The organism is Microbacterium azadirachtae (assembly GCF_025583665.1).
Taxonomy (GTDB): Bacteria; Actinomycetota; Actinomycetes; order Actinomycetales; family Microbacteriaceae; genus Microbacterium; species Microbacterium azadirachtae.
The window spans coordinates 1,482,098-1,499,011 of the sequence record NZ_CP099706.1 but is presented as its reverse complement, the minus strand read 5'-3'; the positions used below and the strand labels follow the sequence as shown (position 1 = coordinate 1,499,011).

General features: G+C 69.9%; 16 protein-coding genes. 1 reads left to right on the top strand and 15 read right to left on the bottom strand.

Annotated features, from left to right (window positions below; genetic code table 11):
• Positions 1-7: 7 nt before the first annotated feature.
• From gap to NFX31_RS07045, 12 genes are all read right to left on the bottom strand, one after another.
• The gene (gene gap, locus NFX31_RS07100) at positions 8-1,018 is read right to left on the bottom strand and encodes a type I glyceraldehyde-3-phosphate dehydrogenase (RefSeq protein WP_045252312.1); all 1,011 of its coding nucleotides are present in this window, start codon (positions 1,016-1,018) and stop codon (positions 8-10) included.
• A gap of 100 nt (positions 1,019-1,118) precedes the next feature.
• Positions 1,119-1,745, bottom strand: coding sequence for a superoxide dismutase (locus NFX31_RS07095; RefSeq protein WP_045252313.1), 627 nt, complete (start codon positions 1,743-1,745; stop codon positions 1,119-1,121).
• A gap of 197 nt (positions 1,746-1,942) precedes the next feature.
• Positions 1,943-2,920: a DNA-binding protein WhiA gene (whiA, locus tag NFX31_RS07090; protein ID WP_045252314.1), complete on the bottom strand. Its 978-nt coding sequence runs from the start codon at positions 2,918-2,920 to the stop codon at positions 1,943-1,945.
• A gap of 87 nt (positions 2,921-3,007) precedes the next feature.
• A complete protein-coding gene (rapZ, locus tag NFX31_RS07085; RefSeq protein ID WP_045252315.1) occupies positions 3,008-3,877 on the bottom strand; it encodes an RNase adapter RapZ in 870 nt (289 codons plus the stop codon).
• 27 nt (positions 3,878-3,904) lie between these two features.
• Positions 3,905-5,899 carry an excinuclease ABC subunit UvrC gene (gene uvrC, locus NFX31_RS07080; RefSeq protein WP_082072502.1) on the bottom strand — a complete coding sequence of 665 codons (1,995 nt, stop codon included), beginning with the start codon at positions 5,897-5,899 and terminating at the stop codon, positions 3,905-3,907.
• On the bottom strand, positions 5,899-8,817 hold the full coding sequence (gene uvrA / locus NFX31_RS07075; protein ID WP_045252316.1) for an excinuclease ABC subunit UvrA: 2,919 nt from the start codon (positions 8,815-8,817) through the stop codon (positions 5,899-5,901). Before uvrA ends, uvrC begins: the two co-directional genes overlap by 1 nt.
• A gap of 9 nt (positions 8,818-8,826) precedes the next feature.
• The gene (locus tag NFX31_RS07070) at positions 8,827-9,396 is read right to left on the bottom strand and encodes a hypothetical protein (RefSeq protein WP_139168237.1); all 570 of its coding nucleotides are present in this window, start codon (positions 9,394-9,396) and stop codon (positions 8,827-8,829) included.
• Positions 9,393-10,700, bottom strand: a complete 1,308-nt coding sequence (locus NFX31_RS07065; protein ID WP_262957069.1) for a DUF58 domain-containing protein — start codon at positions 10,698-10,700, stop codon at positions 9,393-9,395. The genes NFX31_RS07070 and NFX31_RS07065 overlap by 4 nt, the downstream gene beginning before the upstream one ends.
• Complete coding sequence (locus NFX31_RS07060; protein ID WP_091475827.1) at positions 10,697-11,692, bottom strand: AAA family ATPase; 996 nt, start codon at positions 11,690-11,692, stop codon at positions 10,697-10,699. Before NFX31_RS07060 ends, NFX31_RS07065 begins: the two co-directional genes overlap by 4 nt.
• The gene (locus NFX31_RS07055) at positions 11,689-12,162 is read right to left on the bottom strand and encodes a hypothetical protein (protein WP_262957068.1); all 474 of its coding nucleotides are present in this window, start codon (positions 12,160-12,162) and stop codon (positions 11,689-11,691) included. Before NFX31_RS07055 ends, NFX31_RS07060 begins: the two co-directional genes overlap by 4 nt.
• Positions 12,159-12,869 carry a DUF4129 domain-containing protein gene (locus tag NFX31_RS07050; protein WP_262957067.1) on the bottom strand — a complete coding sequence of 237 codons (711 nt, stop codon included), beginning with the start codon at positions 12,867-12,869 and terminating at the stop codon, positions 12,159-12,161. Before NFX31_RS07050 ends, NFX31_RS07055 begins: the two co-directional genes overlap by 4 nt.
• A 63-nt stretch (positions 12,870-12,932) precedes the next feature.
• The gene (locus NFX31_RS07045; RefSeq protein WP_045252321.1) at positions 12,933-13,376 is read right to left on the bottom strand and encodes a MarR family winged helix-turn-helix transcriptional regulator; all 444 of its coding nucleotides are present in this window, start codon (positions 13,374-13,376) and stop codon (positions 12,933-12,935) included.
• A gap of 41 nt (positions 13,377-13,417) precedes the next feature.
• Here NFX31_RS07045 and NFX31_RS07040 point away from each other — a divergent pair, with 41 nt between their 5' ends.
• Positions 13,418-13,669, top strand: coding sequence for a hypothetical protein (locus NFX31_RS07040; protein ID WP_420847429.1), 252 nt, complete (start codon positions 13,418-13,420; stop codon positions 13,667-13,669).
• A 27-nt stretch (positions 13,670-13,696) separates the two neighbouring features.
• On the opposite strand, the gene NFX31_RS07035 is transcribed toward NFX31_RS07040, so the two are convergent.
• From NFX31_RS07035 to NFX31_RS07025, 3 genes are read right to left on the bottom strand one after another with little or no spacing between them, the layout of a single operon-like run.
• On the bottom strand, positions 13,697-14,029 hold the full coding sequence (locus tag NFX31_RS07035) for a TfoX/Sxy family protein (RefSeq protein ID WP_045252323.1): 333 nt from the start codon (positions 14,027-14,029) through the stop codon (positions 13,697-13,699).
• Positions 14,030-14,073: 44 nt separating this feature from the next.
• Positions 14,074-16,143: an excinuclease ABC subunit UvrB gene (uvrB, locus tag NFX31_RS07030; RefSeq protein WP_045252324.1), complete on the bottom strand. Its 2,070-nt coding sequence runs from the start codon at positions 16,141-16,143 to the stop codon at positions 14,074-14,076.
• A 58-nt stretch (positions 16,144-16,201) separates the two neighbouring features.
• Positions 16,202-16,756, bottom strand: coding sequence for a hypothetical protein (locus NFX31_RS07025; RefSeq protein ID WP_045252325.1), 555 nt, complete (start codon positions 16,754-16,756; stop codon positions 16,202-16,204).
• Positions 16,757-16,914 lie beyond the last annotated feature (158 nt).

Genomic DNA, 16,914 nt, shown 5'->3' with positions numbered 1-16,914 from the left:
AATGAGCTTAGAGCCGCTCGGCCACGTACTCGGTGAGGTCGACGAGACGGTTGGAGTAGCCCCACTCGTTGTCGTACCAGCTGGAGACCTTGACCAGGTTGCCCGACACATTGGTCAGCGTGGAGTCGAAGATCGAGGAGAACGGGTTGCCCTGGATGTCGCTGGAGACGATCTGGTCCTCGTTGTACTGCAGGTAGCCGTTGAGACGTCCCTCGGCGGCGGCCTTCGCGTACGCGGCGTTGACCTCGTCAGCGGTCAGGTCCTCGCGCTCGGTGATGAGCGTCAGGTCGACGATCGAGCCGGTGGGAACGGGCACGCGGTAGGAGGAACCGCTGAGCTTGCCGTTCAGCTCCGGCAGCACGAGGCCGATGGCCTTGGCCGCGCCGGTCGACGCAGGGACGATGTTGATCGCGGCGGCACGGGCGCGGCGCAGGTCGCTGTGCGGTCCGTCCTGCAGGTTCTGGTCGGCGGTGTACGCGTGCGCGGTCATCATGAAGCCGCGCACGATGCCGAACTCGTCGTTGAACACCTTCGCGAGCGGGGCGAGGCAGTTCGTGGTGCACGAGGCGTTGGAGATGATGTGGTCGGTCTCCGGGTTGTACGTCTCCTCGTTGACGCCCATGACGATGGTCGCGTCGTCACCGGTCGCAGGAGCGGAGATCAGCACCTTCTTGGCGCCGGCCTCGATGTGCTTCTTCGCGAGCTCGGCCTTGGTGAAGAAGCCGGTCGACTCGATGACGATGTCGACGCCCAGCTCGCCCCAGGGCAGGTTCGCGGGATCGCGCTCTGCGAACGCCTTGATGTGGTGCCCGTCGACGGTGATGCTCTCGTCGTCGTAGCTCACGTCCGCCTTCAGGACTCCGCCCACGGAGTCGTACTTGAGCAGATGCGCGAGGGTCTTGTTGTCGGTGAGGTCGTTGACCGCGACGATCTCGAGGTCGGCGCCCTGTTCCAGAGCTGCGCGGAAGTAGTTGCGTCCGATGCGGCCGAAGCCGTTGATACCGATCTTGACAGACACGAAAGTCTCCTGGTTCTTACTCAAGGAAGTGCGTGATTCTTGCAGATAACGCGGACAACGGCGTCCTGATGGGTTTTTCGCCCATCAGGACGCCCATCTTTTACGACAGTACCAGCAGTCCGTTGGTCTTTTCGCGCGCTGCCGCGAAGCGCTGAGCCACGTTCTCCCAGTTCGCGATGTTCCACGCGGCCTTGACGTAGTCGGCCTTCACGTTGAGGTAGTCCAGGTAGAACGCGTGCTCCCACATGTCCAGCTGGAACAGCGGCACGGTGCCCTGCGCGGTGTTGCCCTGCTGGTCGAACAGCTGCTGGATGATCAGGCGCGCGCCGATCGGGTCCCAGCTCAGCACGGACCAGCCCGAGCCCTGGATGCCCATGGCCGCGGCGGTGAAGTGCGCCTGGAACTTCTCGAACGAGCCGAAGAACTCGTCGATCGCCGCACGCAGCTCGCCCTCGGGCTCGCCGCCGCCGTTCGGCGACAGGTTGGTCCAGAAGATCGAGTGGTTCACGTGGCCGCCGAGGTTGAAGGCCAGGTCCTTCTCGAGCTTGTTCACGTTCGCGAGATTGCCGCTCTCGCGCGCCTCGGCGAGGGACTCGAGCGCCGCGTTCGCACCGGCGACGTAGGCGGCGTGGTGCTTGTCATGGTGCAGCTCCATGATCTTGCCGCTGATGTGCGGCTCCAGGGCCGCGAAGTCGTAGGGAAGGTCGGGCAGCGTGTAGATCGCCATGTCGATGTCATCCAATCCGCGCCGCGCTCGCGGCGCTTGCCGGTCCCCCGAAGCGCGGTGGTGCGCACGGGGCGGACGTCTTTCATCCTACTGACGGCAACGCGCGGATTCCCCGGATCCTTCCGGATGTGACGCCTTCGCGGGCCTCGCCCGGGCGCGTTTCCACGTTCCGGAACGAAAGCCCGCGAAGGACGAGGTCAGACGTCGAGTCCGGCCGGAACGGCTGCCTCCGTGCCGGGGATCCCCTCGGTCTGCGCGCGCTTGTCGGCCATCGCCAACAGGCGGCGGATCCGTCCTGCGACGGCGTCCTTGGTGAGGGGCGGGTCGGCGTGGTGCCCGAGCTCGTCCAGGCTCGCGTCGCGGTGCGCGAGGCGCAGCGCCCCCGCCGTGCGCAGGTGCTCGGGCACGTCGTCGCCCAGGATCTCGAGTGCACGCTCGACACGAGCGCAGGCGGCCACGGCGGCCTGCGCGGAGCGACGCAGGTTCGCGTCGTCGAAGTTGACGAGACGGTTGACGCCCGCGCGCACCTCGCGGCGCTGGCGCATCTCCTCCCACGCCGCGGCCGTCTTCGACGCGCCCATCAGCGCGAGGATCGCGCGGATGCCCTCGGGCTCACGGACCACCACGCGGGGCATGCCGCGCACTTCACGGGCCTTCGCCGCGACGCCGATGCGGTGCGCGGCGCCGACGAGGGCCATCGCGGCCTCGGAGGACGGGCACGCGACCTCCAGCACCGCGGAGCGGCCGGGCTCGCTGAGCGACCCCGCGGCGAGGAACGCTCCGCGCCACAGGCCGGCGAGCTCCTCACGGGAGCCGGTGGTGAGGCGGTTCGGCAGGCCGCGCACAGGACGGCGACGCTGATCGAGCAGGCCCGTCTGACGGGCCAGAGTCTCCCCCGCGGCGATGACGCGCACGGCGTACTTCGCCCCATCGTGGCTGGACGCGCCCTGGATCGGGGCGATCTCCGGCCGCACGCCGAAGAGCTCGGCGAGGTCGCGCGCGACACGCCGCGCGAGCAGCTCCGCATCCACCTCTGCCTCGACCGCGATGCGGTTGGCGATCTGGTGCAGCCCCCCGGCGAACCTCAGCACTGCCGTCACCTCCGCGACGCGCACCGAGGGCGGTGCGTTCCGGATGCTGACGAGCTCGGCCTTGACGTCGGTGGTGAGTGCCACGGGTCTCCTTCTCACGGGCGGCGCCGGATCTCGGCGCAAGGGATCAGCTTACCCGGCCGAGGCCCCCCGCACCTGCGGGGCAGCGTCTCACTCGCGCCCGAGGTCGCGGTGCCGCACGGTCACGGCGACGCCCGGGATCTGACCGAGACGAGCCGCGAGCTCCTCCACCATCGCGACGGAGCGGTGCTTGCCGCCGGTGCAGCCGATCGCGACCGTGGAGTGGCTCTTGTTCTCGCGCTGGTAGCCCTCGAGGATCGGTCGGAGCGCGGCCGTGTACGCGTCCAGGAACTCCTGAGCGCCCTCCCGGCTGAGCACGTAGTCGCGCACCTCGGCATCGAGCCCGGTCGATCCGCGCAGCTCATCGATCCAGAACGGGTTCGGCAGGAAGCGCATGTCCGCCACGAGGTCGGCATCCGAGGGCAGTCCGTACTTGAAGCCGAAGCTCATGACGGTGAGCTTGTGCCGCGCGGCGCCCTCCTCGGCGAACACCTCGTTGACCTTGGTCGCGAGCTGGTGCACGTTGAAGTTCGAGGTGTCGATGACGATGTCGGCCGCCTCGCGCAGCGGCGCGACCCTGGTCCGCTCGGTGCGGATGCCGTCGAGCAGCGTGCCGTCGCCCTGCAGCGGGTGCGGGCGGCGGACCGACTCGAAACGGCGCACCAGCACGTCGTCCGAGGCGTCCAGGAAGACGACCTGGACCGAGCCGTGCTCGCGCAGCGCCCTGGCCACGCCGGGGAACCCGTCGAACAGATCGCGGCCGCGCACGTCGACCACCGCGGCGACCTTCGGCAGCGCCGCGCCTCCGAGGTTGGCGAGGTCGAGCAGCGGCCGGAGCATCTGCGGCGGGAGGTTGTCCACGACGTACCACCCGAGATCCTCGAGCGCGTTGGCGACGGTCGAGCGACCAGCGCCCGACATTCCGGTGACGATCAGGAACTCACCCTGGTCGGCGCTCATCTGCTCTCCTCCTCGCTCCCTCCCAGCCTAGTCAGAAGGCGGGGTCGCCGAGGCATCGGAATCGGATCCGGCACCGGCCATCGCGAGCTCCTTGGCGGGGACCGCCTCGGACGCGAGGTGCACCCGGATCGCCTCGGCCAGAGCCGGACCGATCCCCTGCACCTCCTGGATCTCCGCGGCACTGGCCCGTCGCAGCGCGGCGACCGACCCGAAGTGCCGCAGCAGAGACTTGATCCGCGCGGCGCCCAGACCCGGGACCTCGCCCAGGATGGAGGCGATGTCGCGCTTGCGCCGCTTGCGCTGGTGGGTGATCGCGAAGCGGTGCGCCTCGTCGCGCAGCCGCTGCACGAGATAGAGGGCCTCGCTGGTCCGCGGCAGGATGACGGGGTACTCGTCGCCCGGCAGCCAGAGCTCCTCCAGCCGCTTGGCGATGCCGCACAGCGCGATGTCCGATCGTCCGGCATCCCGGAGCGCGCGCGCCGCCGCCTCGACCTGGGGCTTGCCGCCGTCGACGATCAGCAGTTGGGGCGGATACGCGAACCGCGGCCTGCGCCGCTCCGTGACGACCAGCTCCTCGCCCGGTTCCTGAGCCTGATGGAGAGCGCCGACCGGCCGCGCCTCCTCGGGCTCCTCGGGAGCATCGATGTGCGCGAGGCGACGACGCAGCACCTGGTAGATCGAGTCGGTGTCGTCGGTGGTCTCCGCGATGTTGAAGGAGCGGTACTGATCCTTGCGGGGCAGTCCGTCCTCGAACACCACCATCGATGCGACGACGTTCGTGCCGCCGAGGTGCGAGATGTCGTAGCACTCGATCCGCAGCGGCGCCTCGTCGAGTCCGAGCGCCTCCTGCAGATCCGTGAGCGCCTGCGTGCGGGTGGTGTAATCGCTCGATCGGCGCGTCTTGTGCCGGATCAGCGCCTGCTGCGCGTTGAGGGTGGCGGTGCGCATGAGCTCCGCACGCTGACCGCGCTGCGCGACGGCGATCTCGACCTTCCGGCCGCGGCGCTCCCGCAGCCACTCCTCCAGCTCCGCGGCGTCCTCGGGGAGCGAAGGCACGAGCACGCGTCGCGGGACCTGATCGCCGCTCGCCTCGCCATACGCGCGCTGGAGGATCTGGTCCACGAGATCCGCCCCCGAGATGTCGATCTCCTTGTCGAGGGTGGACGCCCGCACGCCGCGCACGCGGCCTCCGCGGATCACGAAGTGCTGGATCGCAGCGGACAGCTCGTCCTCGGCGACGCCGAACAGATCCGCGTCCTCGTCCTGCGGCAGCACCAGGGCGCTGCGGCCCAGCACCGCGTCGATCGACGCGAGCCTGTCGCGGTACTTCGCGGCGCTCTCGTAGTCCATCGCGGCCGACGCCTCGTGCATCCGCCGCGTGAGGTCACGCGTGAACCGCTCGTCACCGCCCTCCATGAACGCGATGAAGTCGTCGACCATCGCACGGTGCTCTGCGATCGTCACCGTCATCGAGCACGGGCCGCCGCACTTCCCGATCTGCCCGGGGAAGCACGGACGCCCCGTCGCCATCGCCTTCCGATAGCTCGCATCGCTGCAGGTGCGGATCGGGAAGACCCTGATCATCTGATCGATCGTGTCGTGGACGGTCCACACCTTCGGGTACGGGCCGAAGTACTTCGCCCCCGGGATCCGCCGATTGCGCGTGACGATCACCCTGGGCGCCTCATCGGCGAGCGTGATCGCCATGAACGGGTACGACTTGTCGTCCTTGTAGCGCACGTTGAAGGGCGGATCGAACTCCTTGATCCACATGTACTCGAGCTGCAGCGAGTCGACGTCGGTCGGCACGACGGTCCACTCGACCGAGGCCGCCGTCGTGACCATCCGCCGCGTGCGCTCATGGAGCGTGCGCAGCGGTGCGAAGTAGTTCGACAGTCGCTGACGCAGGTTCTTCGCCTTGCCGACGTAGAGCACGCGCCCCTGCGCGTCGCGGAACCGGTACACCCCGGGATCCGTCGGGATCTCCCCCGGCCTGGGCTTGTACGGGAGTTCTGCGGCCATCAGCCCGCCTTGCGCTCGAGCACCCGCCGCGCGCCGGGACGCCCTGCGGCGACGGCGCCGTCGAGGATCTCCGCGAGGAATGCGCCGGTGTGGCTGTCGGCGTTGCGCGCCACCTGCTCCGGCGTGCCCGTCGCGATGATCTGGCCTCCGCCGGACCCGCCCTCCGGACCGAGATCGATCACCCAGTCCGCGGACTTGATGACGTCGAGGTTGTGCTCGATCACGATCACGGTGTTGCCCTTGTCGACCAGCCCGTTCAGCACCTCGAGGAGCTTGCGGACGTCTTCGAAGTGCAGACCCGTGGTCGGCTCGTCGAGCACGTAGATCGACCGGCCGTTGCTGCGGCGCTGGAGCTCGGTGGCGAGCTTCACGCGCTGCGCCTCGCCACCGGACAGCGTGGTCGCCGACTGGCCGAGACGCACGTAGCCGAGACCGACGTCGACCAGGGTCTTCATGTAGCGGTGGATCGCCTGGATCGGCTCGAAGAACTCCGCTGCCTCCTCGATCGGCATCTCCAGCACCTCGGCGATGTTCTTGCCCTTGTAGTGGACGGCCAGGGTGTCACGGTTGTACCGCTTGCCGTGGCAGACCTCGCAGTCGACGTACACGTCGGGCAGGAAGTTCATCTCGATCTTGATCGTGCCGTCGCCGGAGCACGCCTCGCAGCGACCGCCCTTGACGTTGAAGCTGAACCGTCCCGGCTGATAGCCGCGCACCTTCGCCTCGGGCGTCTCACTGAAGAGCGTGCGGATCCGGTCGAAGACGCCCGTGTAGGTGGCGGGGTTCGAGCGCGGGGTGCGGCCGATCGGCGCCTGGTCGACGTGCACGACCTTGTCGAGGTTGTCGAGCCCGGTCACCCTGGTGTGCTTGCCGGGAACCGTGCGTGCGCCGTTCAACCGCGACGCGAGCACCCGGTACAGGATGTCGTTCACGAGCGAGGACTTGCCGGATCCGCTCACGCCGGTGACGGCAGTGAGCACTCCGAGCGGGAAGTCGGCCGTGACGTTGCGGAGGTTGTTCTCCTTCGCCCCGACCACGCTGAGCATGCGCTTGCGGTCGATGCGACGGCGCTTCCTGGGCGTGACGATCTCACGACGACCTGCGAGGTAGTCTCCCGTCATCGAGCCCTTCTCGCGCAGCAGAGCGTCGTACGGACCGGAGTGCACCACGAGCCCGCCGTTCACGCCCGCACCGGGGCCGATGTCGACGACCCAGTCGGCCGCCTCGATGGTCTCCTCGTCGTGCTCGACGACGATCAGGGTGTTGCCGAGGTCTCGCAGCGTGAGGAGCGTCTCGATCAGGCGACGGTTGTCGCGCTGATGCAGGCCGATCGACGGCTCGTCGAGCACGTAGAGCACGCCCGTGAGCCCGGAGCCGATCTGCGTCGCGAGACGGATCCGCTGCGCCTCGCCGCCCGACAGCGACCCGGCCGAGCGGCTGAGGTTGAGGTAGGACAGGCCGACCTGCAGCAGGAAGTCCAGGCGCAGACGGATCTCGCGCAGCACCTGTGCGGCGATCTTCGCCTCGCGCGGGCTGAGCTCGAGGCGCTGCATGAAGTCCTGCGCCTCGGCGAGGCTCTTGTGCGACACCTCGGCGATGGAGTGCCCGTGCACCCGCACCGCGAGCACCTCGGGCTTGAGCCGGTCGCCGTCGCACACCGGGCAGGGCACCTCGCGCAGGTACTCGCCCCAGCGGCTGCGCTGGGTGTCGCTCTCAGCCTGCTGATACTGACGCTCGATGTAGGGCACCACGCCCTCGAACCCCGACGAGTACCGCATCTCGCGGCCGTAGCGGTTCTTCCACTTGACGGTGACCTTGTAGTTCTCGCCGTGGAGCACCGCCTCCTTCACGTCGGAGTGCAGATCCTGCCACGGGGTGTCGAGGGAGAAGTCGAGATCCACCGCCAGGCCCTCGAGCAGCCGCTCGTAGTACTGGAACAGACCCTTGCCCTGGGTCGTCCACGGGATGATGGCACCCTCGCGGATCGAGAGCGACTCGTCGCCGAGCATGAGGTCGACGTCCACCGACATCCGGGTGCCGAGACCGGAGCAGGCGGGGCATGCGCCGAACGGGGCGTTGAAGGAGAAGGTGCGGGGCTCGATCTCGGTGAGCGTGATCGGGTGCCCGTTGGGGCACGCCAGCTTCTCGGAGAACGACTGCCAGGCGTCGTCGCCCTCCTCGTCCACGAAGTTCACCTGCACGACGCCGCCGGCGAGTCCCAGCGCCGTCTCCACCGAATCGGTGACGCGACCCAGGATGTCGGGGGCCGCGACGAGGCGGTCGACCACCACGCCGATGTCGTGCTTGTAGCTCTTCTTCAGCACGGGAGGCTCGGCCAGCTGCACGAGCTCGCCGTCGACGATCGCGCGTGCGTAGCCCTTCGCCCCGAGCTCGCGGAAGAGGTCGACGAACTCCCCCTTCTTCTGGCTGACGACGGGAGCGACGATCTGATAGCGGGTGCGCTCGGGCAGCTCCATGAGCTGATCGGCGATCTGCTGCACGGTCTGGCGCTGGATGCGCTCGCCGCACTGCGGACAGTGCGGCACCCCGATGCGCGCCCAGAGCAGGCGCATGTAGTCGTAGATCTCGGTGATGGTGCCCACCGTAGAGCGCGGGTTCCGGTTCGTCGACTTCTGGTCGATGGACACGGCGGGGCTGAGCCCCTCGATGAAGTCGACGTCGGGACGGTCGACCTGTCCCAGGAACTGGCGGGCGTAGGCGCTCAGCGACTCGACGTAGCGGCGCTGCCCCTCGGCGAAGATCGTGTCGAACGCGAGGCTCGACTTCCCGGATCCGGACAGCCCGGTGAAGACGACCAGGGAGTCGCGCGGAATCTCGAGGTCGACGTTGCGGAGGTTGTGGACACGAGCGCCTCGGACGCTGAGTCTTCCGGGGCTGGTTACGGGTACGATCGGCACCCGTCAAGTCTAGGAGCGGCCTCCGACATTGGCGCCGGTCGCCGGATCGTCGGTGCTCGCCGGATCCGGTCCGGCGACCGTGGACAGCCGCAGCACGGTCGCGCTCGCACCCGCGAGCACCGCCGCGCCGAGCGGTGCCAGCCAGGAGAACCCCGGGCCGTGCAGGGGCGGAACGGCCAGCACGACCACCGCCGCCACCGTCTGCGCGATCGCCTGGATCACGAGCAGCCGCCGCACGCCGGGGAGCAGCACGCGGAGCCGGATCCGCGAGTGCCACGGCACCGCCCAGGCCCAGGACGCGACGACGTGCGCGACGTGCACCAGCAGCACGGCCAGCGCGGTGCGCACCGCGGACGGCTCGGTCAGGACCACCCCCATCGCCAGACAGGCGATGGCGACCCACGACCCCATCGTTCGCGGGATCAGCACCGAGAGCAGTGCGGAGAGGACCGCGATCGTCCACCACATCGGATAAGGGTTCAGCAGCAGCACGCCGCCGACGATCAGCCCCGCCGCGCCCACCCGCAGCACCGGCGCCGGCATCGACCCCGGAACCCGCAGCTCATGAGCGTGCGTCATCGTCCCGCCCTCCGCCCGCGTTCCCGCTGCATCCGGCGGGCCGCGATCCTCAGGTCCGTCGCCGCGTCCTCCGCCGACCACGCGACGACCTCCACCCCGGCGCCCCGAAGGTCCTGGAGGACGCCGGCGCGCTCGAGCAGGAGGGTCCGCATCGCGAGGGTCTGCACGGCTGTCAGGCGCTCGGTCCGCGGAGGAGGCAGCACGTCGACGGCGACCACGGCCTGCCCGCTCGCGCTCCAGCGCAGTGCGAGGTCGGCCGCCGCCCCGTCGAAGAAGGTCGACAGGATGAAGACGATCGACCCCGGCGGCACCGGCGGGGTGCGCCGGTACCGCGTGCCGTCGCCGTCTGCGCCGACGCCGGCGATCACGCCGCGCAACCGCTCCAGATGACGTGCGCCGGAGCCGCTCCGCACCGAGCGCCCGCCGGGTGCAAGAGCGTGGAAGGCCACACGATCCCCGGCGTCGATCGCCGACGCGGCGATCGACAGGGCCGCTTCACGCCCGAGATCCATCGAGGTGGGCCCGCTGCGCGCCGTCGCGCCGCTCCCCCACGTCGCCACGACGGCCCCGAGGTCGTCGACCGCATCCAGGGCGACGACGACGGCGCTGTCGCTGAGGGCGTTCGTGCGCCGCACCAGGAGGTCTCCCGGACGCCGCGCCATGCGCGCGGTCGCACGCCAGTCCACCCGGCGCAGCTCGTCACCGGGCCCGAACGGATGGATGTCGCGGAAGTCCCCTCCACTGCCCCCGCGCCGCCCCTCGTGCCCGCCGTGCAGACCGATCAGCCGCGGCGACAGCGGCAGTTCGGCCGCACGGCGCGTTCCCGGGGCGGCGTTCCAGATCGCCGCCACCCGCGGGAGCGGGATGCTCGCCCACGATGCGTCGTGCTGCAAGGCACGAGCGGTCACCGCCAGGGCCTCCCCCGGACCGGAATGCAGGATCCGCGTGCGCGCGGTCGCCGCCTCCCCCGGTCCCGTCTCGACGGCTCCGGTGCGCTCGCCGCCCTGATCGACCACGAGCTGGATCCACTCGGCGTCTCCTCCGACCTCGATCCGCCCCTCCACGGCGCCGGTGTCCGGCTCCGCGTCGAGCGTCAGAGCGAGCTGCACGGATCCGGCATGCGGAGGCCGGAACAGAGCCCAGGCGCCGGCGAGGGCGAGCGGGAGGCCCACCGCGATGACATCAGGGCGGCCCAGCACGAGGCCCGCGCCGGCGAGGAGAACCGCACCGGCGAGCGCCGACGCGGGAACGGGCGTCCGCCTCCAGTGCAGCGGAGCGTCCTTCGTCGAGCGCACGCCGATCATGCGCGGAGTGCTCCCTCCCGCGCGACCGTGGGCGGAACGGGGGTCGCCCCGACGACGCCCGCGACGACGGTCGCCGGATCCACTCCCTGCGCCCATGCCTGAGGCGTCAGCGTGAGGCGGTGGGCCAGCACGGGGACGGCGACGCGCTTGAGGTCGTCGGGCCGCACGTACCCGCGCCCCTCGATCGCCGCGACGGCACGCGCGAGCAGGATCAGCGCCTGAGACCCTCGTGGCGACGCCCCGACCGCGACGTTCTGCGCCGTGCGGGTGCCCCGGGCGAGCGCCACCGCGTAGCGGATGAGATCCGCCTCGACATGGATCCGTTCGACGGCCGCCTGGATCCGCCTCAGCTCCTCCGCGTCGATGACCGCGTCCACCTCGGCGTGCTCGCGCCGGCGCCGGATGCGCTGGGCGACGATCCCCACCTCGTCCTCCTGGACGGGGTACCCCACGGCCAGCCGCACCATGAAGCGGTCCAGCTGAGCCTCGGGCAGCGCAAAGGTGCCCTCGTACTCGATGGGGTTCGAGGTCGCGATCACGTGGAAGGGCTCGGGGAGCGGATAGCGGCGGCCCTCGACCGTCACCTGACGCTCGGCCATGGCCTCGAGCATCGCGGACTGCGTCTTCGGGGTGGTGCGGTTGATCTCGTCCGCGAGCAGCAGGCCGGTGAAGATCGGCCCCGGCCGGAACCGGAAGTCCCCCGTGTCCGGCGCGTAGACGAACGACCCGGTGACGTCGCCGGGCAGCATGTCGGGCGTGCACTGCAGCCGGCGGAACTCCAGCCCCAGGGCGGCCGCGAGGCTGCGGGCGGCAAGGGTCTTGCCCAGGCCGGGGACGTCCTCGAACAGCACGTGGCCCCCCGCGAGGATCGTGGCGAGCGCCAGGGTGAGCGGCTCGTCCATGCCGACCACCACCGCGCGCACGCGGTCGAGGATCTGCGCGGCCGTCCGCGTGATGTCCGTGATGTCGTCGCCGGTCTGCTCCGAGGTCATGGGCTCTCCTGGGTCGAAGGGACGAGGGGCTGCTCGAGAGCGCGCAGCAGGCTCTCGAGGTCTTCACGGCGCAGGACCGGTCCGGTCAGGGCCGCATGCGCTCCGGCGCCGAGAACGGCGTCCACGCCGGCCGGGTCCGCCGTCTCCGGCGGGAGTCCGTGCTCGCGCAGACGCCGTTCGGCGAGCGCAGTGATCCGGCGACGGAGCGACGGCCCGACCATCCCCGTGCGGGTGTCGATCGACCAGGCGAGCCGAGCGGCCTCCGATCCCCGCTGCAGCGGCTGCGGCGGAGGCGGCGGCCAGGGACCATCCTCATCGAGGAAGCTCTGCCGTGCGATCAGCAGCGCGGCGGCGAAGACCAGGATCCACGCCGCGCCGAAGACCGGCGGCACTCCGAGGAAACCGAGGAACAGCACGACGGGGACGCCGAGGAGGATCCAGACGGCCGCCAGCACGATCGGACGCCTCATCGCCATCCCTCCTCGATGGCAGCGAGGCATCGTCGCGCGGCGGCGCGCGCCCGCTCGTCTGCGGGCACCCCGCCGAACCGCACCGACTCGTAGAGGGCCAGCAGCGTCTCCAGCTCGGCATCCAGCCCGGGGCGTCGCCGCAGGATCCTCACGGTGAACTCTCCGGGCGTCTCCGACTCGGCCCTCGCCCGGCCAGCGCGTGCGGACGCCTGCTCCAGCTCCACCCAGGCGGCGACGATCGCATCGCTCGGATCCCGGTGCTCGTCGATCGCCCGCTGCGCGTCGACGGCGGCGTCCCGGATCGCACCGGCGTCGACGCTGTCGTCGGAGGCCACCGCAGGCTGGCCGACATCGACCGCGCCGCCCTCCTGGCGACCCAGCGGCCGCGCCGCCCAGAGCGCCCGGACCACGCGCCAGAACAGCCAGCCGAGCAGCAGCAGCCCGACGACTGCCATCACGATCGCGATGACCGATGCGATGGCCGCGAGCAGCGGGAGATCCGGCAGCCGCTGACCGATCGACGGCCCCGCCGTCTGTCCGCCGGACGACGGGGTGGGCGCCGGAGGCCTGCGATCGAGCAGGAGGTTGCCGAACTGGGGCACGCCCTGGAGCGAGGCGATGGCCATGAGCAGCACGGTCACGAGCACCACGAGCGCCAGCGCTCCCGGGAGCGGGAGCGACCGCAGACGCCGGTCGTCGTGGACCATGTCCTCACCCTATGCGGCGGTCGGCCCGGCCGTGCGACGCCGTGTCAGGTCGGCGCCTCGGGCTCAGAGGTCGACGGCGCCCGCGAACCGGGTCAGAGCGTCGCGGACCGCTTCGACCTCCGGCACCGTCATGCCGAGCCGCGCCATGACCTGGCGAGGGACGTCCACTGCCTTGGCCCTGAGCGCGACGCCCTTCGGAGTGAGCGCGATGTCGAGCCGGCGCTCATCCGCGCTGCTGCGCCGCCGCTCGATGAGGCCGTCCGCCTCCAGCCGCTTGACCAGGGGCGAGGCGGTCGCCGGCTCCATGGCGAGTGCCGCAGCCAGATCCCCGAGCGAGCGCGGCGATTCCTCCCAGAGCGCCAGCATCGCGAGGTACTGCGGATGCGTCAGGCCGAGCGGCTCGAGGATCGGGCGGTACACCGCCACCACGTTGCGGGCTGCGGTCACGAGCGCGAAGCACAGCTGGTTGTCCAGCCGGAGAAGGTCATCGGTCGTGGTCTCGCTCACGGATCCGATGGTACCAAACTGCCCTAATCGTTAGTACACTAATGATCATGGTGAAAACTCCGACCGAGCACACGCCGCTCCGCCAGCGCATCCGTGATGCGGGTGGACTCTACGCCTGGATCAACACGAACCTCATCCGGTTCGCCGGTCCGGCTTCCGTCGGCCCGTACGAGGCGACGCCGCCGCCGTCCGACGCCGAGCGCGCTCAGCGCGGCTGCCCGCTGTGCGGCGCGCCGATGACGGCGCACGAGATCGACCGCAGCGGGCCGAAACCGCTCATGCACTGCCCCTGAGCACGCAGCAGCCGCCGGACCTGCCCGTCAGACGCCTTCCGCGTCCTCGCGGGCGAGGTCGATCCAGCCCATGAGCGCCGCGTCGTCGGCGACGGCCTCGGCTGAGACGTCGAGCCAGTTGTCGCTCATCGTGCGCGCCCCCATCACCGCGCGCGACACTCCGGGCTCGGTGATCAGGGCGGCCGCGCGCTCCGCCGCGACCCGCACGAGCAGCGTGCCGCCTTTGCGCGCGCCGACGAGGATCCGGCCTTCGCTCAGGAAGGCGCGACTGCCGAACATCGCCCGCTCCTCGATCTCGCCCTCACCGCCGAGCAGCGCGCGGATGCGGTCCGCCAGCTCGACGACCGCCGGATCCGCCATGCTCCCCGCCTTCCTCAGCGTCGCCTTGCGCGCTCAGACACGCCTCAGGCGTGTCCCGCCCGCTCCATCGCGCGCAGTTCCTTCTTCAGGTCCTGCACTTCGTCACGCAGTCGCGCTGCGAGCTCGAACTTGAGCTCACCCGCCGCGGCGAGCATCTGCGAGGAGAGATCCGCGATCGTCTCCTCCAGCTGGATCGCACCCTCGGCGGCGATGCCTTCGCGGCGCAGATTCGGCGTCGGCGACTTGCCCCGGCCCGACTTCGTACGCTTGGACAGCAGCTCGGCCGTGTCGGCGCCTTCGCGCGCGAGCACATCGGTGATGTCGGCGATACGCTTGCGCAGCGGCTGCGGATCGATGCCGTTGGCGGTGTTGTACGCGATCTGCTTCTCCCGCCGCCGCTCGGTCTCCTCGATCGCCTTCGCCATCGAGTCGGTGACCGTGTCGGCATACATGTGCACCTGGCCCGACACGTTGCGGGCGGCGCGGCCGATCGTCTGGATGAGCGAGGTGCCGCTGCGGAGGAAGCCCTCCTTGTCTGCGTCGAGGATCGCGACGAGCGACACCTCGGGCAGGTCGAGTCCTTCCCGGAGCAGGTTGATGCCGACCAGGACGTCGTAGACGCCGGCTCGGAGTTCGGTGAGCAGCTCCACGCGTCGCAGCGTGTCGACGTCCGAGTGCAGATAGCGCACGCGGACCCCGTGCTCGCCGAGGAAGTCGGTCAGCTCCTCCGCCATCTTCTTGGTGAGGGTGGTGACCAGCACGCGCTCGTCCCGCGCGACCCGGATCCGGATCTCCTCGAGCAGATCGTCGATCTGCCCCTTCGACGGCTTCACCACGATCTCGGGATCGACGAGGCCCGTCGGCCGGATGATCTGCTCGACCACGCCGTCTGCGATGCCCATCTCGTACTTCCCCGGCGTCGCGGAGAGGTAGACGGTCTGCCCGATGCGCTTGGTGAACTCATCCCATCGCAGCGGGCGGTTGTCCAGGGCGCTCGGCAGCCGGAAGCCGTGGTCGACGAGAGTGCGCTTGCGCGACGCGTCGCCCTCGTACATCGCGCCGATCTGCGGCACGGTGACGTGCGACTCGTCGATGACGAGCAGGAAGTCGTCGGGGAAGAAGTCGAGCAGGGTGTGCGGCGGCTCTCCGGCCTCGCGGCCGTCCATGTGCCGCGAGTAGTTCTCGATGCCGGAGCAGAAGCCGAGCTGCTGCAGCATCTCGAGATCGAACGTCGTCCGCATGCGCAGTCGCTGCGCCTCCAGCAGCTTGCCCTGCCGCTCGAGTTCTGCGAGGCGCTCCGTGAGCTCGTCCTCGATCTGGCCGATCGCACGCTGCACCACGTCGGTGCCGGCCACATAGTGCGACGCCGGGAAGATCGGCACGGAGTCGAGCTTCGCGATCACCTCACCGGTCAGCGGGTGCAGCGAGTACAGCGCCTCGATCTCGTCGCCGAACAGCTCGATGCGGATCGCATGCTCCTCGTAGACCGGGATGATCTCGATGGTGTCGCCGCGCACGCGGAAGTTCCCGCGGGAGAAGTCGACGTCGTTGCGGTTGTACTGCATGGCGATGAACTGGCGGATGAGAGCGTCGCGGTCGTACCGCTCCCCCACCTGCAGCGCCACCATCGCGCGCAGGTACTCCTCGGGAGCACCGAGACCGTAGATGCACGAGACGGTCGAGACGACCACTACGTCGCGGCGGCTGAGGAGTGAATTCGTCGTCGAGTGGCGCAGGCGCTCGACCTCGGCGTTGACCGACGAGTCCTTCTCGATGAAGGTGTCCGTCTGCGGCACGTACGCCTCGGGCTGGTAGTAGTCGTAGTACGAGACGAAGTACTCGACCGCGTTGTTCGGCATGAGGTCGCGGAACTCGTTCGCGAGCTGGGCGGCGAGCGTCTTGTTGTGCGCGAGGACGAGCGTGGGCCGCTGCACCTGCTCGATGAGCCAGGCTGTCGTCGCGGACTTTCCCGTTCCCGTGGCGCCGAGCAGCACCACGTCGGTCTCACCGGCGTTGATGCGCGCCGCAAGCTCGGCGATCGCCTGCGGCTGATCTCCCGCGGGCGCGTACTCCGAGACGACTTCGAACGGCCGGACCGAACGTGTGGGTTGCATCCCTTAACACTACGAGGGGCTTCCGACATCGGCGCCGGAAGCCCCTCGCAGAGCAGACTCAGGCGTCGTGCACCTTGGGCCCGACCACCGGGCCGCCGTCGAGCGCCGACACGAGTCCGTCGATCTTCAGCGTGCCGTCCGTGCTCACGCCCGAGATGTTCAGCGTCAGCGAGTTCAGCGGCGGCACCGCGGAGCCGGCGTTGTAGGCCAGGTCGAAGCCGGTGATCCCGACGAAGCAGGTCACCGTCTGCGTGGCGGTGAGCGTCACGGACGTCGCGGACCGGCTGGCGACCGTCCACACGCTGCCCGCCGAGGTGACGGTGCTGCCGGCGAGCGAGAACGCAGGGTCGCTGTTGTCGTACGTGATCGTGGCGATCAGGTTGAACGGCGCGGAGAACGTGTTGGCGGGGAAACAGGACTCGACGCGGGACGAAGAGGCCGACAGGACGGTGTCCTTCACGTTCGGCGAGGACTCGACGAGCGATCCGACGCTGTTCGGGGTGGTGCTCGCCGCAGCCATCGGCGCGGCCGCCGCGACGGCGATGACGGGCACCGACCACGCGGCCCCCTTGATCACGGTGCGGCGCGAGAGGCCGCTCTTGAGGTCAGTCATTCTGTTGCACTCCAGATATCGGTTGAGCCCACAGCTCAGATACCGAGATCGCGCACGTCGCGGGTTCGATGCGCGCGACGGAGACGCAGTGCGTCCAGCCCCCAGAGTTCCCCAGAGCTTTTCCCCATTGTCCCCACAGCGCTTCCCCGCACTGCCCC